19 protein-coding genes are annotated in these 18,365 nt (G+C 70.3%); 9 read left to right on the forward strand and 10 right to left on the reverse strand.

The features are described 5' to 3' along the window. Positions 1-44 precede the first annotated feature (44 nt). Complete coding sequence (locus tag ACGF7Y_RS28725; RefSeq protein WP_393239022.1) at positions 45-1,835, reverse strand: DEAD/DEAH box helicase; 1,791 nt, start codon at positions 1,833-1,835, stop codon at positions 45-47. 62 nt (positions 1,836-1,897) lie between these two features. On the opposite strand from ACGF7Y_RS28725, the gene ACGF7Y_RS28730 reads away from it, so the two are divergent. Both ACGF7Y_RS28730 and ACGF7Y_RS28735 read left to right on the forward strand, forming a co-directional pair. Next, the gene (locus ACGF7Y_RS28730; protein WP_393239025.1) at positions 1,898-2,752 is read left to right on the forward strand and encodes a carbon-nitrogen hydrolase family protein; all 855 of its coding nucleotides are present in this window, start codon (positions 1,898-1,900) and stop codon (positions 2,750-2,752) included. Positions 2,753-2,764: 12 nt separating this feature from the next. Then, on the forward strand, positions 2,765-3,388 hold the full coding sequence (locus ACGF7Y_RS28735; RefSeq protein WP_357044672.1) for a phosphoribosyltransferase family protein: 624 nt from the start codon (positions 2,765-2,767) through the stop codon (positions 3,386-3,388). A 6-nt stretch (positions 3,389-3,394) separates the two neighbouring features. On the opposite strand, the gene ACGF7Y_RS28740 is transcribed toward ACGF7Y_RS28735, so the two are convergent. From ACGF7Y_RS28740 to ACGF7Y_RS28760, 5 genes are all read right to left on the reverse strand, one after another. Then, positions 3,395-3,919, reverse strand: a complete 525-nt coding sequence (locus ACGF7Y_RS28740) for a gamma carbonic anhydrase family protein (protein WP_040869343.1) — start codon at positions 3,917-3,919, stop codon at positions 3,395-3,397. A gap of 113 nt (positions 3,920-4,032) precedes the next feature. After that, positions 4,033-4,848 carry an ESX secretion-associated protein EspG gene (locus ACGF7Y_RS28745; RefSeq protein WP_393239028.1) on the reverse strand — a complete coding sequence of 272 codons (816 nt, stop codon included), beginning with the start codon at positions 4,846-4,848 and terminating at the stop codon, positions 4,033-4,035. Continuing rightward, positions 4,845-6,140 (reverse strand): hypothetical protein, encoded by a 1,296-nt coding sequence (locus ACGF7Y_RS28750; protein ID WP_393239031.1) that lies wholly within the window; start codon positions 6,138-6,140, stop codon positions 4,845-4,847. The genes ACGF7Y_RS28745 and ACGF7Y_RS28750 overlap by 4 nt, the downstream gene beginning before the upstream one ends. Next, the gene (locus ACGF7Y_RS28755; RefSeq protein WP_393239034.1) at positions 6,133-6,567 is read right to left on the reverse strand and encodes a hypothetical protein; all 435 of its coding nucleotides are present in this window, start codon (positions 6,565-6,567) and stop codon (positions 6,133-6,135) included. The genes ACGF7Y_RS28750 and ACGF7Y_RS28755 overlap by 8 nt, the downstream gene beginning before the upstream one ends. Before the next feature lie 34 nt (positions 6,568-6,601). Then, a complete protein-coding gene (locus tag ACGF7Y_RS28760; protein WP_393239037.1) occupies positions 6,602-7,318 on the reverse strand; it encodes an alpha/beta hydrolase in 717 nt (238 codons plus the stop codon). Between the two features lie 106 nt (positions 7,319-7,424). Here ACGF7Y_RS28760 and ACGF7Y_RS28765 point away from each other — a divergent pair, with 106 nt between their 5' ends. Continuing rightward, entirely contained in the window at positions 7,425-8,336 is a 912-nt protein-coding gene (locus ACGF7Y_RS28765) for a hypothetical protein (protein WP_393239040.1), read from the forward strand. Positions 8,337-8,534: 198 nt separating this feature from the next. Here ACGF7Y_RS28765 and ACGF7Y_RS28770 read toward each other — a convergent pair whose 3' ends face one another. Further along, positions 8,535-9,530 (reverse strand): helix-turn-helix transcriptional regulator, encoded by a 996-nt coding sequence (locus ACGF7Y_RS28770; RefSeq protein WP_393239043.1) that lies wholly within the window; start codon positions 9,528-9,530, stop codon positions 8,535-8,537. 97 nt (positions 9,531-9,627) lie between these two features. On the opposite strand from ACGF7Y_RS28770, the gene ACGF7Y_RS28775 reads away from it, so the two are divergent. Then, on the forward strand, positions 9,628-10,764 hold the full coding sequence (locus ACGF7Y_RS28775; protein ID WP_357957563.1) for an epoxide hydrolase: 1,137 nt from the start codon (positions 9,628-9,630) through the stop codon (positions 10,762-10,764). Positions 10,765-11,076: 312 nt separating this feature from the next. Then, positions 11,077-11,388, forward strand: coding sequence for a glyoxalase (locus ACGF7Y_RS28780; RefSeq protein ID WP_393239045.1), 312 nt, complete (start codon positions 11,077-11,079; stop codon positions 11,386-11,388). Positions 11,389-11,490: 102 nt separating this feature from the next. On the opposite strand, the gene ACGF7Y_RS28785 is transcribed toward ACGF7Y_RS28780, so the two are convergent. Continuing rightward, positions 11,491-12,180, reverse strand: coding sequence for a hypothetical protein (locus ACGF7Y_RS28785; protein WP_393239048.1), 690 nt, complete (start codon positions 12,178-12,180; stop codon positions 11,491-11,493). 204 nt (positions 12,181-12,384) lie between these two features. Here ACGF7Y_RS28785 and ACGF7Y_RS28790 point away from each other — a divergent pair, with 204 nt between their 5' ends. Both ACGF7Y_RS28790 and ACGF7Y_RS28795 read left to right on the forward strand, forming a co-directional pair. Beyond that, on the forward strand, positions 12,385-13,557 hold the full coding sequence (locus tag ACGF7Y_RS28790) for an acyl-CoA dehydrogenase family protein (protein ID WP_393239051.1): 1,173 nt from the start codon (positions 12,385-12,387) through the stop codon (positions 13,555-13,557). 9 nt (positions 13,558-13,566) lie between these two features. Next, positions 13,567-14,691 (forward strand): acyl-CoA dehydrogenase family protein, encoded by a 1,125-nt coding sequence (locus ACGF7Y_RS28795; RefSeq protein ID WP_393239054.1) that lies wholly within the window; start codon positions 13,567-13,569, stop codon positions 14,689-14,691. A 39-nt stretch (positions 14,692-14,730) separates the two neighbouring features. Here ACGF7Y_RS28795 and ACGF7Y_RS28800 read toward each other — a convergent pair whose 3' ends face one another. Beyond that, positions 14,731-15,165 carry a hypothetical protein gene (locus tag ACGF7Y_RS28800; RefSeq protein WP_393239057.1) on the reverse strand — a complete coding sequence of 145 codons (435 nt, stop codon included), beginning with the start codon at positions 15,163-15,165 and terminating at the stop codon, positions 14,731-14,733. Positions 15,166-15,513: 348 nt separating this feature from the next. On the opposite strand from ACGF7Y_RS28800, the gene ACGF7Y_RS28805 reads away from it, so the two are divergent. Together ACGF7Y_RS28805 and ACGF7Y_RS28810 are read left to right on the forward strand one after the other, a co-directional pair. Continuing rightward, positions 15,514-15,738, forward strand: coding sequence for a hypothetical protein (locus tag ACGF7Y_RS28805; RefSeq protein ID WP_051175497.1), 225 nt, complete (start codon positions 15,514-15,516; stop codon positions 15,736-15,738). Between the two features lie 89 nt (positions 15,739-15,827). Further along, positions 15,828-16,658, forward strand: coding sequence for a GNAT family N-acetyltransferase (locus ACGF7Y_RS28810; protein WP_393239060.1), 831 nt, complete (start codon positions 15,828-15,830; stop codon positions 16,656-16,658). Positions 16,659-16,736: 78 nt separating this feature from the next. Here the strand turns inward: ACGF7Y_RS28810 and ACGF7Y_RS28815 are convergent, their stop codons facing one another. After that, positions 16,737-18,362, reverse strand: a complete 1,626-nt coding sequence (locus tag ACGF7Y_RS28815; protein WP_393239063.1) for a protein kinase — start codon at positions 18,360-18,362, stop codon at positions 16,737-16,739. Positions 18,363-18,365: the final 3 nt, after the last annotated feature.

Consider the following 18,365-nt stretch of genomic DNA (forward strand, 5'->3'; position numbering starts at 1 on the left):
AACACTGTAGCTAGCGCGCCTGACCTCGGCCTACCCTCCCCGGCTCAAGAACGCGGCTTACGACGCTCCGTCCGCTTGACGCCCTCGCGCTCGCGGCGCGGACCGCGGGTGAACGAGCGTTGCTGCGGCGGACCCTGATCCAGTTGCAGCTGAATGAGCACACCGCTGATCCGGGTGCGCCGCAACGCCTCCAGCGTTTCCTCCGGCAGCTGCGCGGGCAGCTCGACCAGGCTGTGGTCCGGACGGATGCTGATGTGCCCGAAGTCGCTGCGGCGCAGGCCGCCTTCGTTGGCGATGGCGCCGACGATCGCGCCGGGCACCACGCGATGCCGCTTGCCCACGCTGATCCGGTAGGTCGCCAGCTCGGTTCCGGTGGCGCGGTGATGCGCACCGGCCTGCCGGTCCTCCTCGAAGCGCCGGGCGGGCCGCTCGCGCGGGGTCCGGTCACGCTGCGGGCGCTCCACCGGCTCCGGCTCGGGCTCCATGAAGAAGTTGTCGCCGTCGTAGGAGCCCACCGCCAGCGCCGCGGCGATGTCGGCCAGCGGGATGTTGTGCTCGCGCTCGTAGTCCTCGATCAGCTTGCGGAACAGCGGGAGATTCGCCGAGGTGAGGTTCTCGGTGATGGTGTCGCCGAACTTGGTGACGCGCTGTGCGTTGACGTCCTCCACGCTGGGCAGCTGCATTTCGGTCAGCGGGTGGCGGGTGGCCCGCTCGATCGACTTGAGCAGGTGCCGCTCGCGCGGCGCGACGAACAGCAGTGCCTCGCCGCTGCGCCCGGCCCGGCCGGTGCGGCCGATGCGGTGCACGTAGGACTCGGTGTCGTGCGGGATGTCGTAGTTGACCACGTGCGAGATGCGGTCCACGTCCAGTCCGCGCGCGGCCACGTCGGTGGCGACCAGGATGTCCAGGGCGCCGGACTTGAGCTGGCCGATGGTGCGCTCGCGCTGGTTCTGCGCGATATCGCCGTTGATCGCGGCGGCGGAAAAGCCCCTGGCGCGCAGCTTCTCCGCGAGCTCCTCGGTGGCCTGCTTGGTGCGGACGAAGATGATCATCGCCTCGAACGACTCGACCTCGAGCACCCGGGTGAGCGCGTCCAGCTTGCGCTGATGCGAGACCTGCACCCAGCGCTGGGTGATGTTGGTGGCCGTCGAGGTCTTGGCCTTGACCGTGATCTCCACCGGATCGTGCAGGTACTGCTTGGAGATCTTGCGGATCGCGGCGGGCATGGTGGCGGAGAACAGCGCCACCTGCTTGTCCGACGGAGTGTCGGCGAGGATGCGCTCGACGTCCTCCTGGAAGCCCATCTTGAGCATCTCGTCGGCCTCGTCGAGCACCAGGTACTGCAGCTGCGACAGGTCGAGCGTGCCCTTCTCCAGATGATCGATCACCCGGCCCGGCGTGCCGACCACGACGTGCGCGCCGCGGCGCAGGCCCGACAGCTGCACGCCGTAGCTCTGTCCGCCGTAGATGGGCAGCACATGCAGCCCGGGGATGTGCGCGGCGTAGCGGCCGAACGCCTCGGCGACCTGGATCGCGAGCTCGCGGGTCGGGGCGAGCACCAGGGCGCGCGGGGTGCGGCCGGTGGCTTCGAGCCCCATCAGGATCGGGATGGCGAAGGCCGCGGTCTTGCCGGTACCGGTCTGTGCGAGACCGACCACGTCGGCGCCGGAGAGCAGCGGAGGAATCGTCGCCGCCTGAATAGGCGACGGCGACTCGTAACCGACGTCGGCGATGGCCGCGAGGATGCGGTCATCGATGCCCAGATCGGCGAAAGACGGGCCGTCGGTGTCCCTGTCGTTGTCGCCAGAAACGCTGTCGACCTGATTGGTGCTCATTGACCAGGAGTTTACTGCCTCGTGCTGGTCGTCCCGGCCACCGCCCCAATACGGTGAGACCTATGCAACTGGACAACTCGCCCGCGCGGCAGGACGCGACGCCGGATCAGCTGGACGTGGCGGTCGTCCAGTTCGCCCCCTCGACGGACCCCTCGGCGAACCTCACGGCGGTGCGCGAGCACGTGCGCACGGCCCATGAGCGCGGTGCCCGCGTGGTCGTCGCACCGGAATACTCGATGTTCGCCGTCACCCGGCTCGACGAGCGGGTCGTCGCCGTCGCCGAGCCCCTGACCGGCCCATTCGTCACCGGCCTCGGGGAGATCGCGCGCGAGTTCGACGTGTTCCTGGTCGCCGGAACGGTGGAGCAGGTCGCGCCCGGCGGCGACCGCATCCGCAACACCCTGGTCGTGCTCGGCCCCGACGGATCCCTCGTCACCCGCTATCGGAAGGTCCACCTCTACGACGCGTTCGGCCACCTCGAATCCGACGTGGTCGAGCCGGGCGCGATCGAGGCGCCGGCCACCTTCGCGGTCGGTGATGTGATTTTCGGCATGCAGACCTGTTTCGATCTGCGCTTCCCCGAAGGCGTCCGCCGGGTCGCCGCGGCGGGCGCGCAGGTGCTGCTGCTGCCCGCCCAATGGATCCCCGGACCGGGCAAGGTCGACCAGTGGACCACGCTGGTGCGGGCGCGGGCCATCGAGAACACCGTGTACGTGGCCGCCGCGGACCAGGCCGCACCCCGGGGCGCCGGCGCGTCGATGATCGTGGACCCGGCCGGTTCGGTGCTCGCCGGACTCGGCGACGAGACGGGCGTGCTCACCGCGGGAATCGACCTGGCGTACCTGAGCAAGGTGCGCACCGCAAACCCGAGCCTCGCGTTGCGGCGATTCGCGATCACCGAGCGCGGACCGGAGTAGCGTTCGACATCGATGATGTACGCCGATCGGACCTCGGCCGGTCACGCACTGGGTGAGCATCTGGAACACCTACGCGCGTCGAACCCGCTGGTGCTCGGTCTGCCGCGCGGCGGAGTGCCGGTAGCGGCGGCGGTGCGCGAGGTGATCGGCGGTGACCTCGACATCCTCCTGGTTCGCAAACTGGGTGTGCCGTGGCAGCCGGAGCTGGCGCTGGGCGCCGTCGGCGAGGACGGGGTCCGGGTGCTGAACCCGGATGTGCTGGCGCACACCGGGTTGACGCCGAGGAAGGTCGACTCGATCGAGGCGCGGGAGCGCGCCGAACTGGAGCGGCGCAGGCAGGTGCTGCGCGGAGCGTCGCGGCCGATTCCGCTGGCGGGGCGCACGGTGGTGATCGTCGACGACGGCATGGCGACCGGCGCCACGGTCGTGGTCGCCTGCCGGGTCGCGCACCTGCACCAGCCCGCGCGAGTCGTCGCCGCCGTCCCGGTCTCCTCCACGGAGGCGATGCGCCGGGTCGCCGACGAGGCCGACGAGGTGGTCTGCCCGTGGGTGCCGCGCTCGCTCGGCGGCGTCGGCGGCGCTTACCGGGATTTCCACCAGCTCGAGGACGCCGAGGTTACCGCGCTGCTGTGCTGACGGCGGTCAGATCTCGACGATGCCCTTGCGGTGGCGCTGCGCCAATTCCGCGTAGAAGCCCGGGTTGAGCCGCACCCACATCTGCGCCTGGGTGCCCTCGATCGGCCGTTTCACCTCGGCGGGAGATCCGGCGGCGAGCACGCCGTCGGGAATCTCGGCCCCGGGTGGCACCAGCGAGTGGGCGGCGATCATGCTGCCCGCCCCGATCTTGGCCAGATCCAGCACCGTGGTCCCGTTGCCGACGATGGCCTCCGCGCCGACCGCGGCGCCGTGGAAGACCACACTGTGCGCGATCGTCGCGCCGGGCCCGATCTCCATCGGCACGTCCGGCGGCACGTGCAGCACCGCGTTGTCCTGGATGTTGGCGCGTTCCCGGATGACGATCGGCGCCAGGTCCGCCCGCAGCACCGCGCCGTACCAGATGGAGGCGCCCGCCTCGACCCGGACGTCACCGATCAGGGTCGCCGTCGGCGCGACGAACGCCGTCGGATCGACCTGCGGCCGTTTGCCTTCGAATTCGTAGAGTGGCACTCGTACACCGTAAACGGTCCGGTCGCGCCGTTGCCGGAGGCGTTGGGAACCCGCCGAGGGATGGGCGGTCGACCCCACAAGGCGGTTGACCGCGTAACGGGCCGCCGAGATGTTCAACGCCCGGCGAATGCCGTCGACGTGCGCGCGGCCGCGGTGACGAGCGGTCGCAGGTGGGCGGCGAAACCCTCCGCGGTCACCGCGACGACATCGACGTCCGTGCCGGTGCGCACCGCGTACCGGCCGTCGGCGAGGACATCGATCCAGCACAGCACGCCGAACGGGCGCAGTTCGCCCGCGCCGCGTCGCGCGGAGACCACCATCTGGCCGATGCCTTCGCGCGGCTGTTTGAGCAGCTTGCGGATCCGGGACGAGGTGGAGGGCCCGGCGACCGGAACGGTGACCAGGTTGCGACTGTCTTCACCGACCTGGGCCAGCGGAGCGGTCATGCGCGGAAGCGTGCCGGGAGTGTTGTCCGGAAGCATCGAAACGATCCGCGCGCAGAGGCTCTTCGAGCTGCCCGCGAACAGCCGCACGTCGCCGCCGCGGTCGGCCGTCGCGCCGGGGCGCTGCGCCGCGACCACCGCGATGTTCCCGGCGGCGGCGCCGAGAATACGGATCGGGCGCGCCGGTTCGCTTTCCGCGGATTCGACTGACGGCGGGCCACCGATTCCCCGTGCGGGCGGGACGGGCGCCGTCTCACGCTGACCGAACACCTCCACTCGCAGATCCGGCTGGGCGAGGATGCGCAGCGCCGCTTCCAGGTCGGCATCCAGCACCTGAGCACACCAGTGATCGAGCGCCGGAAGCTGCGCGGCGCGCTCACCGCTGTCGCGGGCCGACAGGCGCACGGCCAGCGGATAGGGGATGCGATCACCGTCGGTGCGTGACCAGGCCAGCGCGAACTGGTCCGGGGTCAGCGTCCAGTTCACTCGTACTCGGACCATTCACCGAGCACGGGCGGCGTGGTCGGATCGAGGGATCCGATGAGTTCGCCGCCGTCGTCGGAGGGTTCGAGGAAGGTGGGGAGATCGTCGAGATCGAACTCGTCGTCCTCGTCATCGAGCGGCGCCGAGCGTGCGGACACAGCGTTCGCGGCCACGCTCGAACCCGCGCGCGGGGTGTCGACCGCGGCCACCGCACCGCCCATCAGACCGCCCATCGCGCCCGCGCTCAGGCCGGTGACCGCCGCGTCGCCGCTGTCGTTGTTCTTGCGCCGCTCGTCGCGCTTGCGTTGTTCCTCGGGCGGCACCTGGCTCCCCACGCCCGGTACGGCGGGCGTTGTCATCGGCTCGCTCGTCGCCGAGGCGGATGCGGTGGCCGGTCCCGACGCGGCCGCGGCGGGCGCGGTGCGCAGGAGGGATGCGGCCGCCGCCACCGTCGGGAACGCCGCCGTGGCGGCGGTTGCCACCCTGGGCGCGGTCGTCGCCGGTGTCTCGGCCGTGATCGGCGCGGCAGCGGCAGCGGACGTGGTCGGAGGCTCCGCCGCGGGCGCCTGATCGGCGGGCGCCGTGCCTACGCTCCGCTCCGCCGCACCGTTCGGTTCCTGCGCGTGCGTTCCCAGCGATATCGGCTGCGCGTCAGCGGATGGCTGCACGGTCCCGACGAGCTTGCTCGCCGGTGCGGGGGTGGGCGCCGTGGCGGTCGGCCGGTCCGCTTCGTCTGGGTACGCGGGCACGTCGGTGCCGGTCTGTACGAACACACCCGCGTAGATGTCGTTCATCGCTCGCACGACGTCCTGGCGGGCGTGCTCACTCGCCTTCTGTCCTTCGACATTGCTGGTCGCCCGGGACGGATCCAGCAGCGCCCCCGCGAGATCCGGTGCCGCGGTGGGCGGCTCGGTCACCGCGGCGCGCAGCGCTTCCGCCGCGTCGCTCGCTTGCCCGAGACGCTGCGAGACCACCGCGAACACGTCGGCCAGGTCCTGGCCGCTCTGTTCGAACACGCGCACCACCGCGTCCGCGCTCTTCGCCGCGGAACCGCGCCAGCCGTCGGCGATGGCCGCGCGAATCTCGGTGTGCGCCTGGAAGACCGCGTCGGCGAGGTGCGCCGCCGCGGCGCTCCAGGCCTGCGTGCCGCCCGACAGCACGGCCGGGTCCAGCAGCTGCACCTTGGCGTGGATCTCGGTGTGTGTGAGGTTGTCGAACACCTCGACGTTCGGCGCGTACGCGGGGTCGGTGCGCCGGTGGGTGGCCCGCTCGCCTGCGCGCGGCATCTCACGCATGCGCGGCTCCCGTCACGTCGATCCGTTCGACCGCCCGCGCGAGCGCCTCGTCGGCCTGCTGGTAGGTGGCGGCCGCGGCGCGGAAGGTCTGGGCGAGATCCCTTGCGGCGGAGGCATACTCGGTCAATCGCGTGATCGCGCCGTCGGCCTTGCGCTCGAAACCGGCGCGCAGCGCGTCGCCGGAGGCGAATCCGCCGAATCCCGGCAGCCCGGTGGCGGCGCTCAGGATGCGGATCTGCTCTTCGACCCGGTCGGCGAGCAGCTCGTACTGGCGCGCGCAGCGTTCGTGCGCGCCGTCGGCGACCAAGAGGCCGTCGATCCACAGCGAGCCGTCGTCGACCGCTCGGTTCAGTGCGGCGATATCGACACCGGGTGCGGTGACCTCCGCGGGCGGCTCCCCGCCGAACCCGTTCTCCTGTGATGGCATCTGCGCCGTCCCCCTTCCTCGTCCGAAGAGCGGTTCACGGATGTCGTGCCAACCCCACGACGACACCCTGCATCCAATCCGCGATGTCGGCAGTGACCCGCGCGTGCACCGGCTCGTGCAACAGGTCGTGCCCTGCGTCGATGTACTCCCGTAAATCTACCGATTCGTGGCGGCTAGTCCAGACCCTGATCGCATCGATCGGCGCGCGCCGATCGTCCACGCCGTGCACGGCGAGCACCGGAAGTTCGCGCGGCAGTGGCGTTCCCGGCGCGCCCGGCGCGCCACCGCCCAGCGCGCGCTTCGGAACGCCCGACAGCACCAGGCCCGTCAGAGCGCCTGCGGGCAGCGCGGGCCGCAGTGGGTAGTCCCGTTCCAGTACCGTCGAATGCGTTGTCGCATCGGCCGGATCCGGCACCGCCGCGCCGAGCATGCCCAGCACGGTCACCGCGCCGAGCGAATGGCCCATCAAGATCAACGGCCGATCCGCGCGAGCCAACTCGACCAGCCGCAGCGCGTCCGCCACCAGTTCGGCCAGCGTGCCGGGCCGTTCCGGATCGCCCTCGCTCAACCCGTGCCCGGCGGTGTCCAACGCCCATACCTGCGCCCCGCTGGGTTGCAAGGCGCGCGCGAAACGATGGTAGTGCCCGCTGTGCTGGCCGATTCCGGGCAGCAGCACCACGGTGCACAAGGAGTTCTCTGTCGACCACCGCCGATAGTGCATCCGGCCGCGCGCGCCGTCGAAGAATGGCATTCACCGATAGTGCCAAAGATCGTGTCGCGAATGGGACCGCACGATTCGGCGTCGAGCGGTTAGGATCCGCGGCGACTCCCACCTACCCGAGCCCGAGGTGCCCGCGTTGAGAATCCTCCGCCGTCCAGGCGCTCTTGTTCTGTCCGCCGCGACGTCGACACTCACCGCGATACTCGCGCCGGGCGCAGGCGCCGCGCCGCCGGTCGCCGCCTGCGACCCCGCGGTGGCGGTCACGGCCGTTCCGGCGCCCGTTCCGGTGCTCGACTGGTCGGAGAATCTGGGTTACGACGCGCAGGGCAACCTGTGGGTCTCGCGGCTCTATCGCAACGAGGTCCAGCGCTACGACGCCGCGGGCACGCTGACCGCGACCGTTCCGGTGGAATTCCCCGGCGCGGTCCGGCTCGGCCCCGACGGGCTGCTGTATGTCGTCTACGGTGACGCGCCGGTCAGCGTCGTCCGGCCGGGCGGCGTGGTCCGGTTCGATCCGGCGGCGGCCGTGCCGAAGCCGGAGATCTTCGTCTCCGGCTACACGATGCCCAACGGCGCGGCCTTCGACCCGAGCGGCAACCTCTACGTCGCGACCGTGTCCGGCGTGGTCAAGATCCGTCCCGACGCGTCCGTCGACACCGCGTGGGGCGCGCCGCTGGCGGGCCTGGCCGCCAATGGCGCGGCGGTGCACGACGGCGCGCTGTATGTCACCGCCAACGGCGGCCCGCTCGGCCGGATCGTTCGCATCCCGCTCGACGACCCCGCGGCCCGCGCCACCGTGACCGACTTGACCTCGCGGCTGCCCGGCCTCCCGGATTTCGCCGACGACCTGCTGATCGACCCGACCGGCATCCTCTACGCCACCACCCTCACCGGCCGATTGATTCGCATCGATCCCGCTACGGGCGCGGCCTGCGCCGTCCTCGAAACGCAGCCGCTCACCGCCGTTGCCGCCACTCCGGCCGACCCCCGACAACTGATCGCAGGCACCGAATCCGGTGCTCTCCTCCGCATCGACCTTTCCCGCTGAGCCCTCGGTCGGATGTCGCGGAGACGGTCGGGCGTCCTGAGCGGATCCGGAAGGGTGCTGGCCGAGACCCCGGACGACTCAGATGTATTCGGCGACGACTCGGTAGGGGGCCGGGTTCGCGGCGGCCGGCTTCGTAGGGGCGATGACCCTCCGATATCGCGGATCGAAGCGGCGCGGTCGCCGGGCCGCGCCGGATGCTCAGGCATCGGCACGGGGTGGCGGATTCGCGCCGATCGCGCGCCCGGCGCGGTCGGCGATGGCGCGCAAGTGTGCGATCAGTTCCGGCGGTTCGTGTACCTGGAAGTCCGCTCCCAGCTCGAGCAGCCGGTGGGTCAGCCATTCCGGTGCGTCGTCCCGCAGGGTATCGATCCGGCAGGTGCCGGCATCGATCGCGACGACCTCGCCCGGGTTCTCGCCCAACCGTCCCGCGACCAGGTCGGCGGGAGCGTGGATGGTGAGGCGAAGACGGAAGGTCGGTGAACCCCAGTCGGTGCGGCGGCCCGCGACGTAGGCGGCGGCATCGGCGGAGGGGAGCGGGCGCGGGGTGAACCGGGCGGCGGTGGGCTGCGGACGGTCGATCCGGTCGATCCGGTCGACGCGGTACACCCGCCAGCCGGCCCGGTCGAGGTCGTAGCCGACCAGATACCAGCGCCGCCGGGCGGGCACCAATCCCACCGGCTCGGCATTGCGCCTCGTTTCCGCCCCCGCCTCGTCGCGATAGGCGAAACGCACCCGCTCCCGGTTGGTCACGGTCGCCGCGAGTGTGGTGAGCACGTCGGGGTCGGCGGCGGGTCCGCGGCCGGTTGGCGGGATCAGGGCGGTGGCGAGGACCCGCACTCTGCGCCGCAACTTCGCGGGCAGCACCTGCTCCACTTTGGCCAGCGCCCGCACCGACGCCTCCTCGATCCCGGCCACCCCGGCCCCGGCGGCGGCGCGCAACCCGACCGCGATGGCGACCGCCTCGTCGTCCTCCACGAGCAGCGGCGGCATCGCCGCGCCCGCCCCCAGGCGATAGCCGCCCATCGCGCCGAGCGTCGCGGTGACCGGATAGCCGAGTTCACGCAGCCGGTCGACGTCACGGCGCACCGTGCGATCGGTGACGCCGAGACGTTCGGCCAATTCGCTGCCCGGCCATTCGCGCGGCGTCTGAAGCAGCGACAGCAGACGAAGCAGCCGGGCGGGGGTGTCGTTCATGACATCGAGGATGCCGGAAATCTAGGACCTGATCAGTCCTAGATGGTCCTTAACGTCGTCCTCGTACCGCAGCACCGACCGGCAAGGAGCCGACCGAATGACCGATATCCGCCCGTTCCGCATCGAGATCCCGCAGGCCGACGTGGACGACCTGCACGACCGGCTCGCCCGCACCCGCTGGACCGCGCAGCTCCCCGGCTCCGGCTGGGATCGCGGCGTGCCGGTCGGCTACCTGCGCGAGCTGGCCGAGTACTGGCGGACCGGATTCGACTGGCGCGCACGGGAAGCGGCGCTGAACGAGTTCCCGCAGTTCAAGACGCGCATCGACGGGCTCGACGTGCACTTCCTGCATGTGCGCTCGCCGGAGCCGGACGCGACGCCGCTCATCCTCACGCACGGCTGGCCCAACTCGTTCGTCGAATTCTCCGAGACCATCGGCCCCCTCGCCGACCCGCGGGCGCACGGGCTCGATCCGGCGCAGGCGTTCCATGTAGTGGTGCCCTCTGTTCCGGGTTTCGGCTTCTCCGAAGGGCCGCGCGAACCCGGCATGACACCCGCGACGGTGGCCGGGATGTGGCTGACGCTGATGGACCGGCTGGGCTACCGGCGCTTCGGCGCACAGGGCGGCGACCTCGGCGCCTACGTGACGCCGGAACTCGCCATCGCCGCACCGGACCGGGTGATCGGCGTGCACCTCGACGGTGGGATCGGGATGCCGACCGAGGCGGACGTGCCCACCATGACGCCAGAGGAACGCGCCGAGTGGGACCGGATGCAGCAGTGGATGACCGGCGGCGTGAACCATCACGTCCTGCTGCGCGCCGCCCCGCAGACCTTCGCCCACGCGTGGACCGATTCGCCGGTGGGTCTGCTCGCCTGGCTGATGCAGAAGTTCACCGAGTTCGCCCCGCTCGCCGACCGGGTGGAGGACGTGATCAGCCGCGACCATCTGCTGACCGGCATCAGCCTGTACTGGTTCACCGACACCGTGGCCTCGTCGTCGTGGCCGATGTACAACGGCCTCGGCGACGGGGGATTCGTCTGGCCGAAAGGCCAGAAATCGGTGCCGACCGGCACTTACGGCGGCGGTTCCGCGCTGATGCGGCGGCTCGCCGAACGCGACAACACCATCGTGCACTGGCCGGAGGGCAACACCGGCAACCACTTCATCGCGATGGAACGCCCCGACGCGCACGTCGCCGACATCCGCGCGTTCTTCGCCGCCCTGGATTGAGTGTCGCCGCCGACGGGTCCGGCACGGTCTCACTCGGTCCGTACTCTCGTGCCCCGCTGTCGCCTGCTGCGGACTGATGCTTGGGTAGTCGAAGGAACTCGACGCCCCGCGAGTTGCTCGGGTGCGTGACACGTGGATCCGGTTACTCGGGCAAGCAGGACCGTGACACGAAAGGCTGGACGTATGTCAGTTCTCCCGTATGACTCCGTGGCGACGTCGACGGACTTCCACCTCGGTCTACACCACGTCCAGCTGGCGATCCCGCCGGGTAGTGAGCCGGAATGCAGGCGGTTCTACGTCGAGGTACTCGGCTTGCGGGAGGTGCGGAAACCTCTTGTGCTCGCGGCTCGCGGCGGCTTGTGGGTTCGTGGCGACGGGCTCGAGATCCACCTCGGTGTCGAACAGGATTTCCGTCCTGCGCGCAAGGCGCATCCTGGCATTCTCGTGGGACGTCTCGACGAGTTGGCCCAGAGATTGACCGAAGCGGACGTCGAACTCTCGTGGGACGAAGAATTCCCGGGATTTCGTCGGTTCTACGCATTCGACTGTGTGGGCAACCGGCTCGAATTCATGTCCCCGCTCCATGAATCGGCACCGGAACATGAAATCGACTCGAGCAGTTGACGAAAACCATCACGCGCGATTCGCGCGGTAGCGATTACCGGGCATCCCGTCGCGGTGCGGCGGGCGTCTCGCCGAAACCGGCGTTCGCCACGCCGGTCCCGGCTAGGGAGCGGGCGCGGGCTGCGGGGCCGCCGGTGCCGGCTGAGGCGCCGCGGGCGGCGGAGCCGGGAAGTCCGGGACGGTGAACAGGCCGACGGTGGGGGTCATCACGCAGTGGGCGAACGGGTAGTCGATGATGCCCCACATCGAGGCGAGTACGGTGCCCGGTCCGCTCTTGACCGTCTTGGACAGCGTCGGCAAGTGGTACTCGGTCACGTCGTCGAGCGGGTCGAGGCCGCTGGCGCCGGTGTTCACGTTCACCCATGCGACGACGAGCCCGGAAGCCAGGGGAGCGCCGGAGTGCGACGGTGTCGCGCTGAACCGCAGTTCGCCGGGCGCGACGTTCAGGTCCCGGCCGTTGCCTGTCCCCTCGGTGGTCGCGGCCGCGATGATCGTGGTGATCGGCCCGTTGCTGCCGCAGCCGAAGGTGGGCGCGGCGTAGGAGAACGGCGTGAACACGCTGGAGACGTCACGCAGGTGCGCGGCGTCGATCAAGCCGGCGTATCGCGTGAGCGCACCGATACCCTCCTGGGCGGACGGGTCGGCGCCCGCGATCTCGGTCAGATGGGCCAGGCCGGAGTCGACCGGCGCCAGGTTCTGCTCCGCGCCGGCCGGCGCGGAGAACGTCAGCACCGCGCCGATGCCGAGGGATGCCGCGGCCGCCGCGGCGCGTGCGATGGTCCTGCCGTTCACTCGTTCTCCTCGATACCGAACCCTGTGGGACCCCGACCCACGTGCAGCAACGTACCAGCTCGCCGCTATCGCCGTCCCGGGGAGCGGCGGGGAATCCGGCCTGGTGACCGGCCCGGGCGGCCCGCTCCTGTGATCCAGTCGACAACGGAGGATTACCGAGGGGTAGGTTTGACTCGGACGTACGAGACACGCAGGGAGATGCGTATGAAACTATCCTTGTCCCCCGACGACGTCGCCTTCCGCGACGAACTGCGCAAGTTCTATCGGACCGAGATCCCGGTCGACATCCGCGAGCGCGTCCGGGACGGCCGTGAGCTGTCCCGCGACGACATCGTCACCGCGCACAAGATCCTCAACGACCACGGTCTCGCGGTGCCGAACTGGCCCGTGGCCTGGGGCGGCAAGGACTGGACGCCGATGCAGCGCCACATCTGGCAGGACGAGATGCAGCTGGCCTCGGTGCCGGAGCCGCTGACGTTCAACGCGCAGATGGTCGGTCCGGTGATCGCCCACTTCGGCTCGCAGGAGCTGAAGGAGCGTTTCCTGCCGCCCACCGCGGCGCTGGACATCTGGTGGTGCCAGGGCTTTTCCGAGCCGGACGCGGGCTCCGACCTGGCTTCGCTGCGCACCACCGCGGTCCGCGACGGTGATTCCTACATCGTCAACGGCCAGAAGATCTGGACCACGCTGGCCCAGTACGCGGACTGGATCTTCTGCCTGGTGCGCACCGACCCCAGCGCGGCGAAGAAGCAGGCGGGCATTTCCTTCCTGCTGTTCGACGTGAAGTCGCCCGGTGTCACCATCCGCCCGATCAAGCTGATCGACGGCGGGCACGAAGTGAACGAAGTGTTCTTCGAGAACGTGCGCGTGCCCGCCGATCAGCTGGTCGGCGAGGAGAACAAGGGCTGGACCTACGCCAAGTTCCTGCTCGGCAACGAGCGCACCGGCATCACCGGTGTCGGCCGCACCAAGGTCAAGATCGGCGTGGCCAAGCAGTACGCGGCGAAGACCAAGTCGGGCAATGGCACGCTGCTGGAGGACCCGGTGTTCGCGGCGCGGGTCGCCGAATTGGAGAACGAGCTGCTCGCGCTGGAACTCACCCAGCTTCGGGTGGTCTCCAACTCCTCGGACGGCAAGCCGAATCCGGCCTCGTCGGTGCTGAAGCTGCGCGGTTCGGAACTCCAGCAGGCCGCCACCGAGCTGCTGCTCGACATCGCGGGACCGGACGCGATCCCGGTGGGCGCGGACGATATCGCCTCGCCCGGGTGGGCGCAGCGCAGCGGCCCCGCCTACCTGAACTACCGCAAGACAACCATCTACGGAGGCTCCAGCGAGGTGCAGCGCACCATCATCGCCTCCACGATCCTCGGATTGTGAGGCGACACCATGGATTTCGATCTGACCGATGAACAGGTCATGCTCCGCGACACGGTCCGTGACCTGCTCGCCCGCAACTACGACGCGGAGTCGCGGCTGAAGGTCGTCGACTCCGAACTCGGCTGGAGTCGCGACGTGTGGCGTCAGTTCGCCGAACTGGGCGTGCTCGGCCTGAGTTTCGCCGAGGAGGACGGTGGCGTCGGCGCCGGTCCCGTGGAGACGATGGTGGTGCTCGAGGAGGTGGGCCGCAGACTCGCCCCCGAACCGATCCTGGACGCGGTGCTGGTGCCCGGCGGGCTGGTCGCCGCGGTGGGCAGCGCCGAACAGCGTCAGCGGATCCTGCCCGAGGTCGCGTCGGGAACGAAGCTGCTGGCCTTCGCCCACACCGAGCCCGGTGTGCGCTGGTCGTCGAGCGAACTGGCGACCACTGCCGCGGCGCAGGGTGATTCGTACACGCTGACCGGTGTGAAGAACCCCGTCCCGCACGGCGACAGCGCTGACGAGCTGGTGGTCAGCGCCGCGCTGCCCGAGGGCGGGGTGGGGCTGTTCCTGGTCGCGCCCGACGCGACCGGTGTGGTCCGCAAGTCCTACCGCACGGTGGACGGCCAGCGCGGGGCGCAGTTCGAGCTGACCGACGCGCCCGCCGAGCGGCTCGGCGGGGCGGACGCGGCCGAGGCGATCGCGTCCGTGCTGACGCACGCGCAGGCGAGCCTGTGCGCGGAGTCGGTCGGCGCGATGGAAGAGGCGTTGCGGCTGACCGCCGAGTACCTCAAGCAGCGCAAGCAGTTCGGCGTCACGCTGTCGAAGTTCCAGACGCTCACGCAGCGGGCGGCCGACATGTACGTCTCGCTGGAGCTGGCGCGCAGCATGAGCCTGTACGCCACGGCGTCGCTGGCCGACGGGGCCGACGATCCGGTGATCGCGTCGCGCGCGCGGCTGCAGGTCGGCCGCGCGGCCCGGCACATCGGGCAGGAGGCGATCCAGATGCACGGTGGTATCGGCGTCACCGCGGAGTACCCGGTGAGCCACTACGTGGCCCGGCTGACCGCGATCGAGCGCACGCTCGGCAGCGGACTGGAGCATCTGCGCGTGCTCAGCTCCCGGGTCGGCGACTACGAGCAGCCGGAACTGTAAGGACTGCCGCGGTGGTGCGTGCTTGCGCACCACCGCGTCTCACTCGTCGTCGCCCGGCGTGGCCCGCAGTTGCGTGGGCGCCTCGCCGGTCGATTCGTTCGTGGGCGTCCGCGCGGTGCTCGTCCTCGGTTCCTCGGCCGGTGCTGTCGCCTGCGAGGTGTCCTCGTGCGGATTACGTGGGGACGGCTCGGCGGTGGTGCTGCTGACGAAGCCCGCGAACGGGGTCGGGTGCTTCTGATCGGCCGGCGCGATCCGCCAGGTGGGGGATGGCGGGATGACGACCCTCGGGGTCGTCGAGCCGCCGGTAGTGCTTTCGTGGACCACCGGCTCGGCGTACTCGCCCGCTTTCAGCGGCGGGGGCGGCACGTAGGTGTCCTGTCTACCGACGCCACAGGCGCCGATCAGGACGAGTCCGATGGAAACCGCTCCCGCGGCGATCGCCGGACCGGCGATCTTGGCCCTGCTGCTTTCCAACGGTGACACTCCTCGTGTGTATCGAGTGGACTCACCTTAATCGAGGCCCGTCGGCCAGGCGAGGCGAGAGGTCGCTGGGGATACGCCGCGCGGCGCATATAAAACGGTACTAATTCAGATATCGAATTGGTCTCTTCGGCGTGTCGTGGGCACGTGTCGCTATCTTCCGGCGTCCCGGAGTCGTAGCGTGTGTGAGCAAAGTTACGCGTGAGACGCCGGTTTCAGGATGAGAGACACGTTGTGTGAGAACGTGATAGTGGTTCTCTTACCGGCGTCATCGAGGAGTTGATGATGGGAGCTTACTCGACAGCGTCGCGGCGTGGTTCATCCCGCGCCGCCGAGGATGTGGTGTCGGCAACGGCACAGCATCCCGCGTCGAACCAGCAGGGGCGCACGCTGTCCACGATTGTGTCGCGGACGCTCGCCTGGTTGATCTTCATCGGCGGACTCGTCGGGGCGGTGCTCGGCATCGCCGGACTGCACGTCGAAATCACGGTCGCCGGACTCATTCTCGCGTGCACCGCGGGACTGGTTCTGCTCAAACTCCGCGAGGGTGGCGGCGAAGCCGACTGAGGCGAACCGGCCGGTCGCCCGGTCGCCGGTCTCGGATCGGCCGCGAGAAAGCAAGGCGCGCAACACTTCAGGCGCCTACCGTGATTTCCATGAGGATCGAGATCACCACCGACGCCGCCGAGTTCCGCTCGGTCGCGGGGTCGTTCCTGCTCCGCGATCCGTTGCGGCACACGGTGCTCACCACGACCGTCGCCAACCACGTCATGGGCATCGACGCCCCGGCCGAGGTATCGCGATTTCTCTCCGTCCATGGCGAGGATGCCTCGGTGGTCGGTGCCGCCATGCGCGTAGCCGGTCGCGACGTGTATCTCGGCGCGCTACCGCCCGAGGGCATTCCCGCGGTGGCTCGCGCGCTGGCCGACATCGTCCCCGAGAGCGCGGGTGTGGAGGGCGTCGTCGCCGACGCCACCGCTTTCGCTCAGCGCTGGGGCGCCCTGCTGGGGAAAGGTTTTCATCAGTCCTACCTCACCCGGCTGCACCGGCTCGGCGCGCTGCGGATCCCGGACGTGGCCGGAGCGCCGCGCCGCGCCGTGGAATCCGATGTCGCGCTGTGCGGGGACTGGCTGACGGCCATGCGCGAGGAGTCCGGAATGGCGTCCGGGCTGGACGAGGCCGCGATCCGGCGTCGTGTGGACTCGGGCCGGTGGTGGCTGTGGGAACGCGACGGGAAACCGGTCGCTCTGGCCGCGCACCACGTTCCGATCCAGGGCTGGGCGCGGATCGGGCCGGTTTACACCCCGCCGGACGCGCGCGGGCACGGTTACGCCAGCGCGCTGACCGCGCATGTCGCCGAGCTGCTGCGCGCCGAGAGCCTGGACGTCTGCCTGTTCGCCGACATCGCCAACGCCACGGCCAACCGGATCTACCGGACGATCGGCTTCCACCCGACCCACGAGTTCGCGCACTACGTCTTCGAGTAACCCGCCGGGACGGTGCGCAGGGTCGCGGTGAACCAGGCGACTCCATGTTCCTACCTCGCGTCTCCCCCTGGGGGAAACTCAATTCAGCGGCGCGGATTTCCACCAATCCATGAACTCGGTGTCGGTGGCGATGAATCCGGCGCTGTACATCAGCATGGCTGCCCGGCCAGGATCCGAGGGGAACGCGGTGACCATGCGCGGGCGCAGGTCGCGGCTGCCGCGCAGGGTGTAGTTCGGGTAGCTGCGGCCACTGTCGGTGGTGGCGGTCGCGTGGTCGTTGGCCGGTAACGCGGCGAGCACCGCCTGGGCGTCGGCGGGCGAGCCGTAGAGGTAGAAGTCGAAGGACGCCTTGTTCGGGCCGCCGAAGCAGCTCCACATCACCAGCCAGGCACCGAAGTCGGGGTCTTCCGGGTCGCCGGGCGCCGGGGAATCCGGTGTGTGGGCGAAACAGCCCGCCTTGTTGTATCCGGTTCCGGAGTGCACAAGGCGCTGGGCGGAGGTCTCCGGCAGCATGTCCGGGAACGCCGCGCTCAACTCGGCCGCGCGGGCGCCGATCGTGGCACGGTCCGTGGTGGCCGCGACGGTCGTGGCCGGACGGCCGGTGACCGAGGGCGCGGGGGACGCGGTGTTCCGCGGGCGGGCGGGCGTCGTCGGTGCGGCGGTACCGGAGGAATCAGGACTGCTGAGGGCCATCGCGACGGCGCCGCCGAACAGGGCGACCACCAACAGCAGACCGATCCAGCCGCCCACCGAAGCGTGCCAACGGGAACGTCGTGCCGGGCCGAGGTAGGCGCGCGCCGGTCGCTGCGGGACGGCCGCGTCGGCCCGGGGCGGAGACGAATTCGGCGGCGGCGGTGGTGGCCACGGTGCCGCGGGCGCGGTCAGCGCCTGCCACGCGGCGGCGGCGAACTCCGTGCACGAGTCGAAGCGATCGGCCGCGTGCTTGGCCATCGCCTTGGCCAGCACGCCGTCCAGTGCCACCGGCAAGCCGGGCCGCAGCCTGCTGACCTGCGGTGGCGGTGCGCTGAGATGTCCATGGATCACCGCGACCGGATTGGTGGCGTCGAACGGCACCGTGCCGGTCAGCAGGCGGAACAGCGTGCAGGCCAGCGAATACTGGTCGGCGCGGTGATCCAGCGGCGCACCGGACAGCTGCTCCGGGGCGGCGTAGGCGAGGGTGGCGGTGAAGGTTCCGGTCTGGGTGAGCCGTCCGGTGTCGTCCCGGAGTCGGGCGATGCCGAAGTCGGAGAGGAAGACGCGCTCCTGCCCGCCTTCCACCCGCTCCAGCAGGATGTTCGCCGGTTTCACGTCGCGGTGCAGCACGCCGCGGCTGTGCGCGAAGTCCAGCGCCGTAGCCGTCTCGGCGATGATCTGCGCCGCCCGCTGCGGCGGCAGCGTCCACGCGTCCAGCGCGGCGGCGTCGGTGCCGTCGATATAGCGCATGCTGATCCACAGTCGATCGCCCTCGACGCCCCGGTCGAACACCGTGACGATGTTCGGGTGGTCGAGCCGCGCGACGAGGTCCGCCTCCCGCTCGAAGCGGGCGCGGATCTCCTTGTCGTCGAACAGCTCCGGGTTCAACAGCTTCATCGCCGTCAACCGGGGTAGCCGCGGATGCCGGGCGAGGTACACCGATCCCATCCCGCCGCGGCCGAGCAGGCGTTCGATGGTGTATCCCGCGAAGACCTCGCCGGTGTGCAGCATCGG

Source organism: Nocardia sp. NPDC047654 (assembly GCF_043205035.1).
GTDB lineage: Bacteria > Actinomycetota > Actinomycetes > Mycobacteriales > Mycobacteriaceae > Nocardia.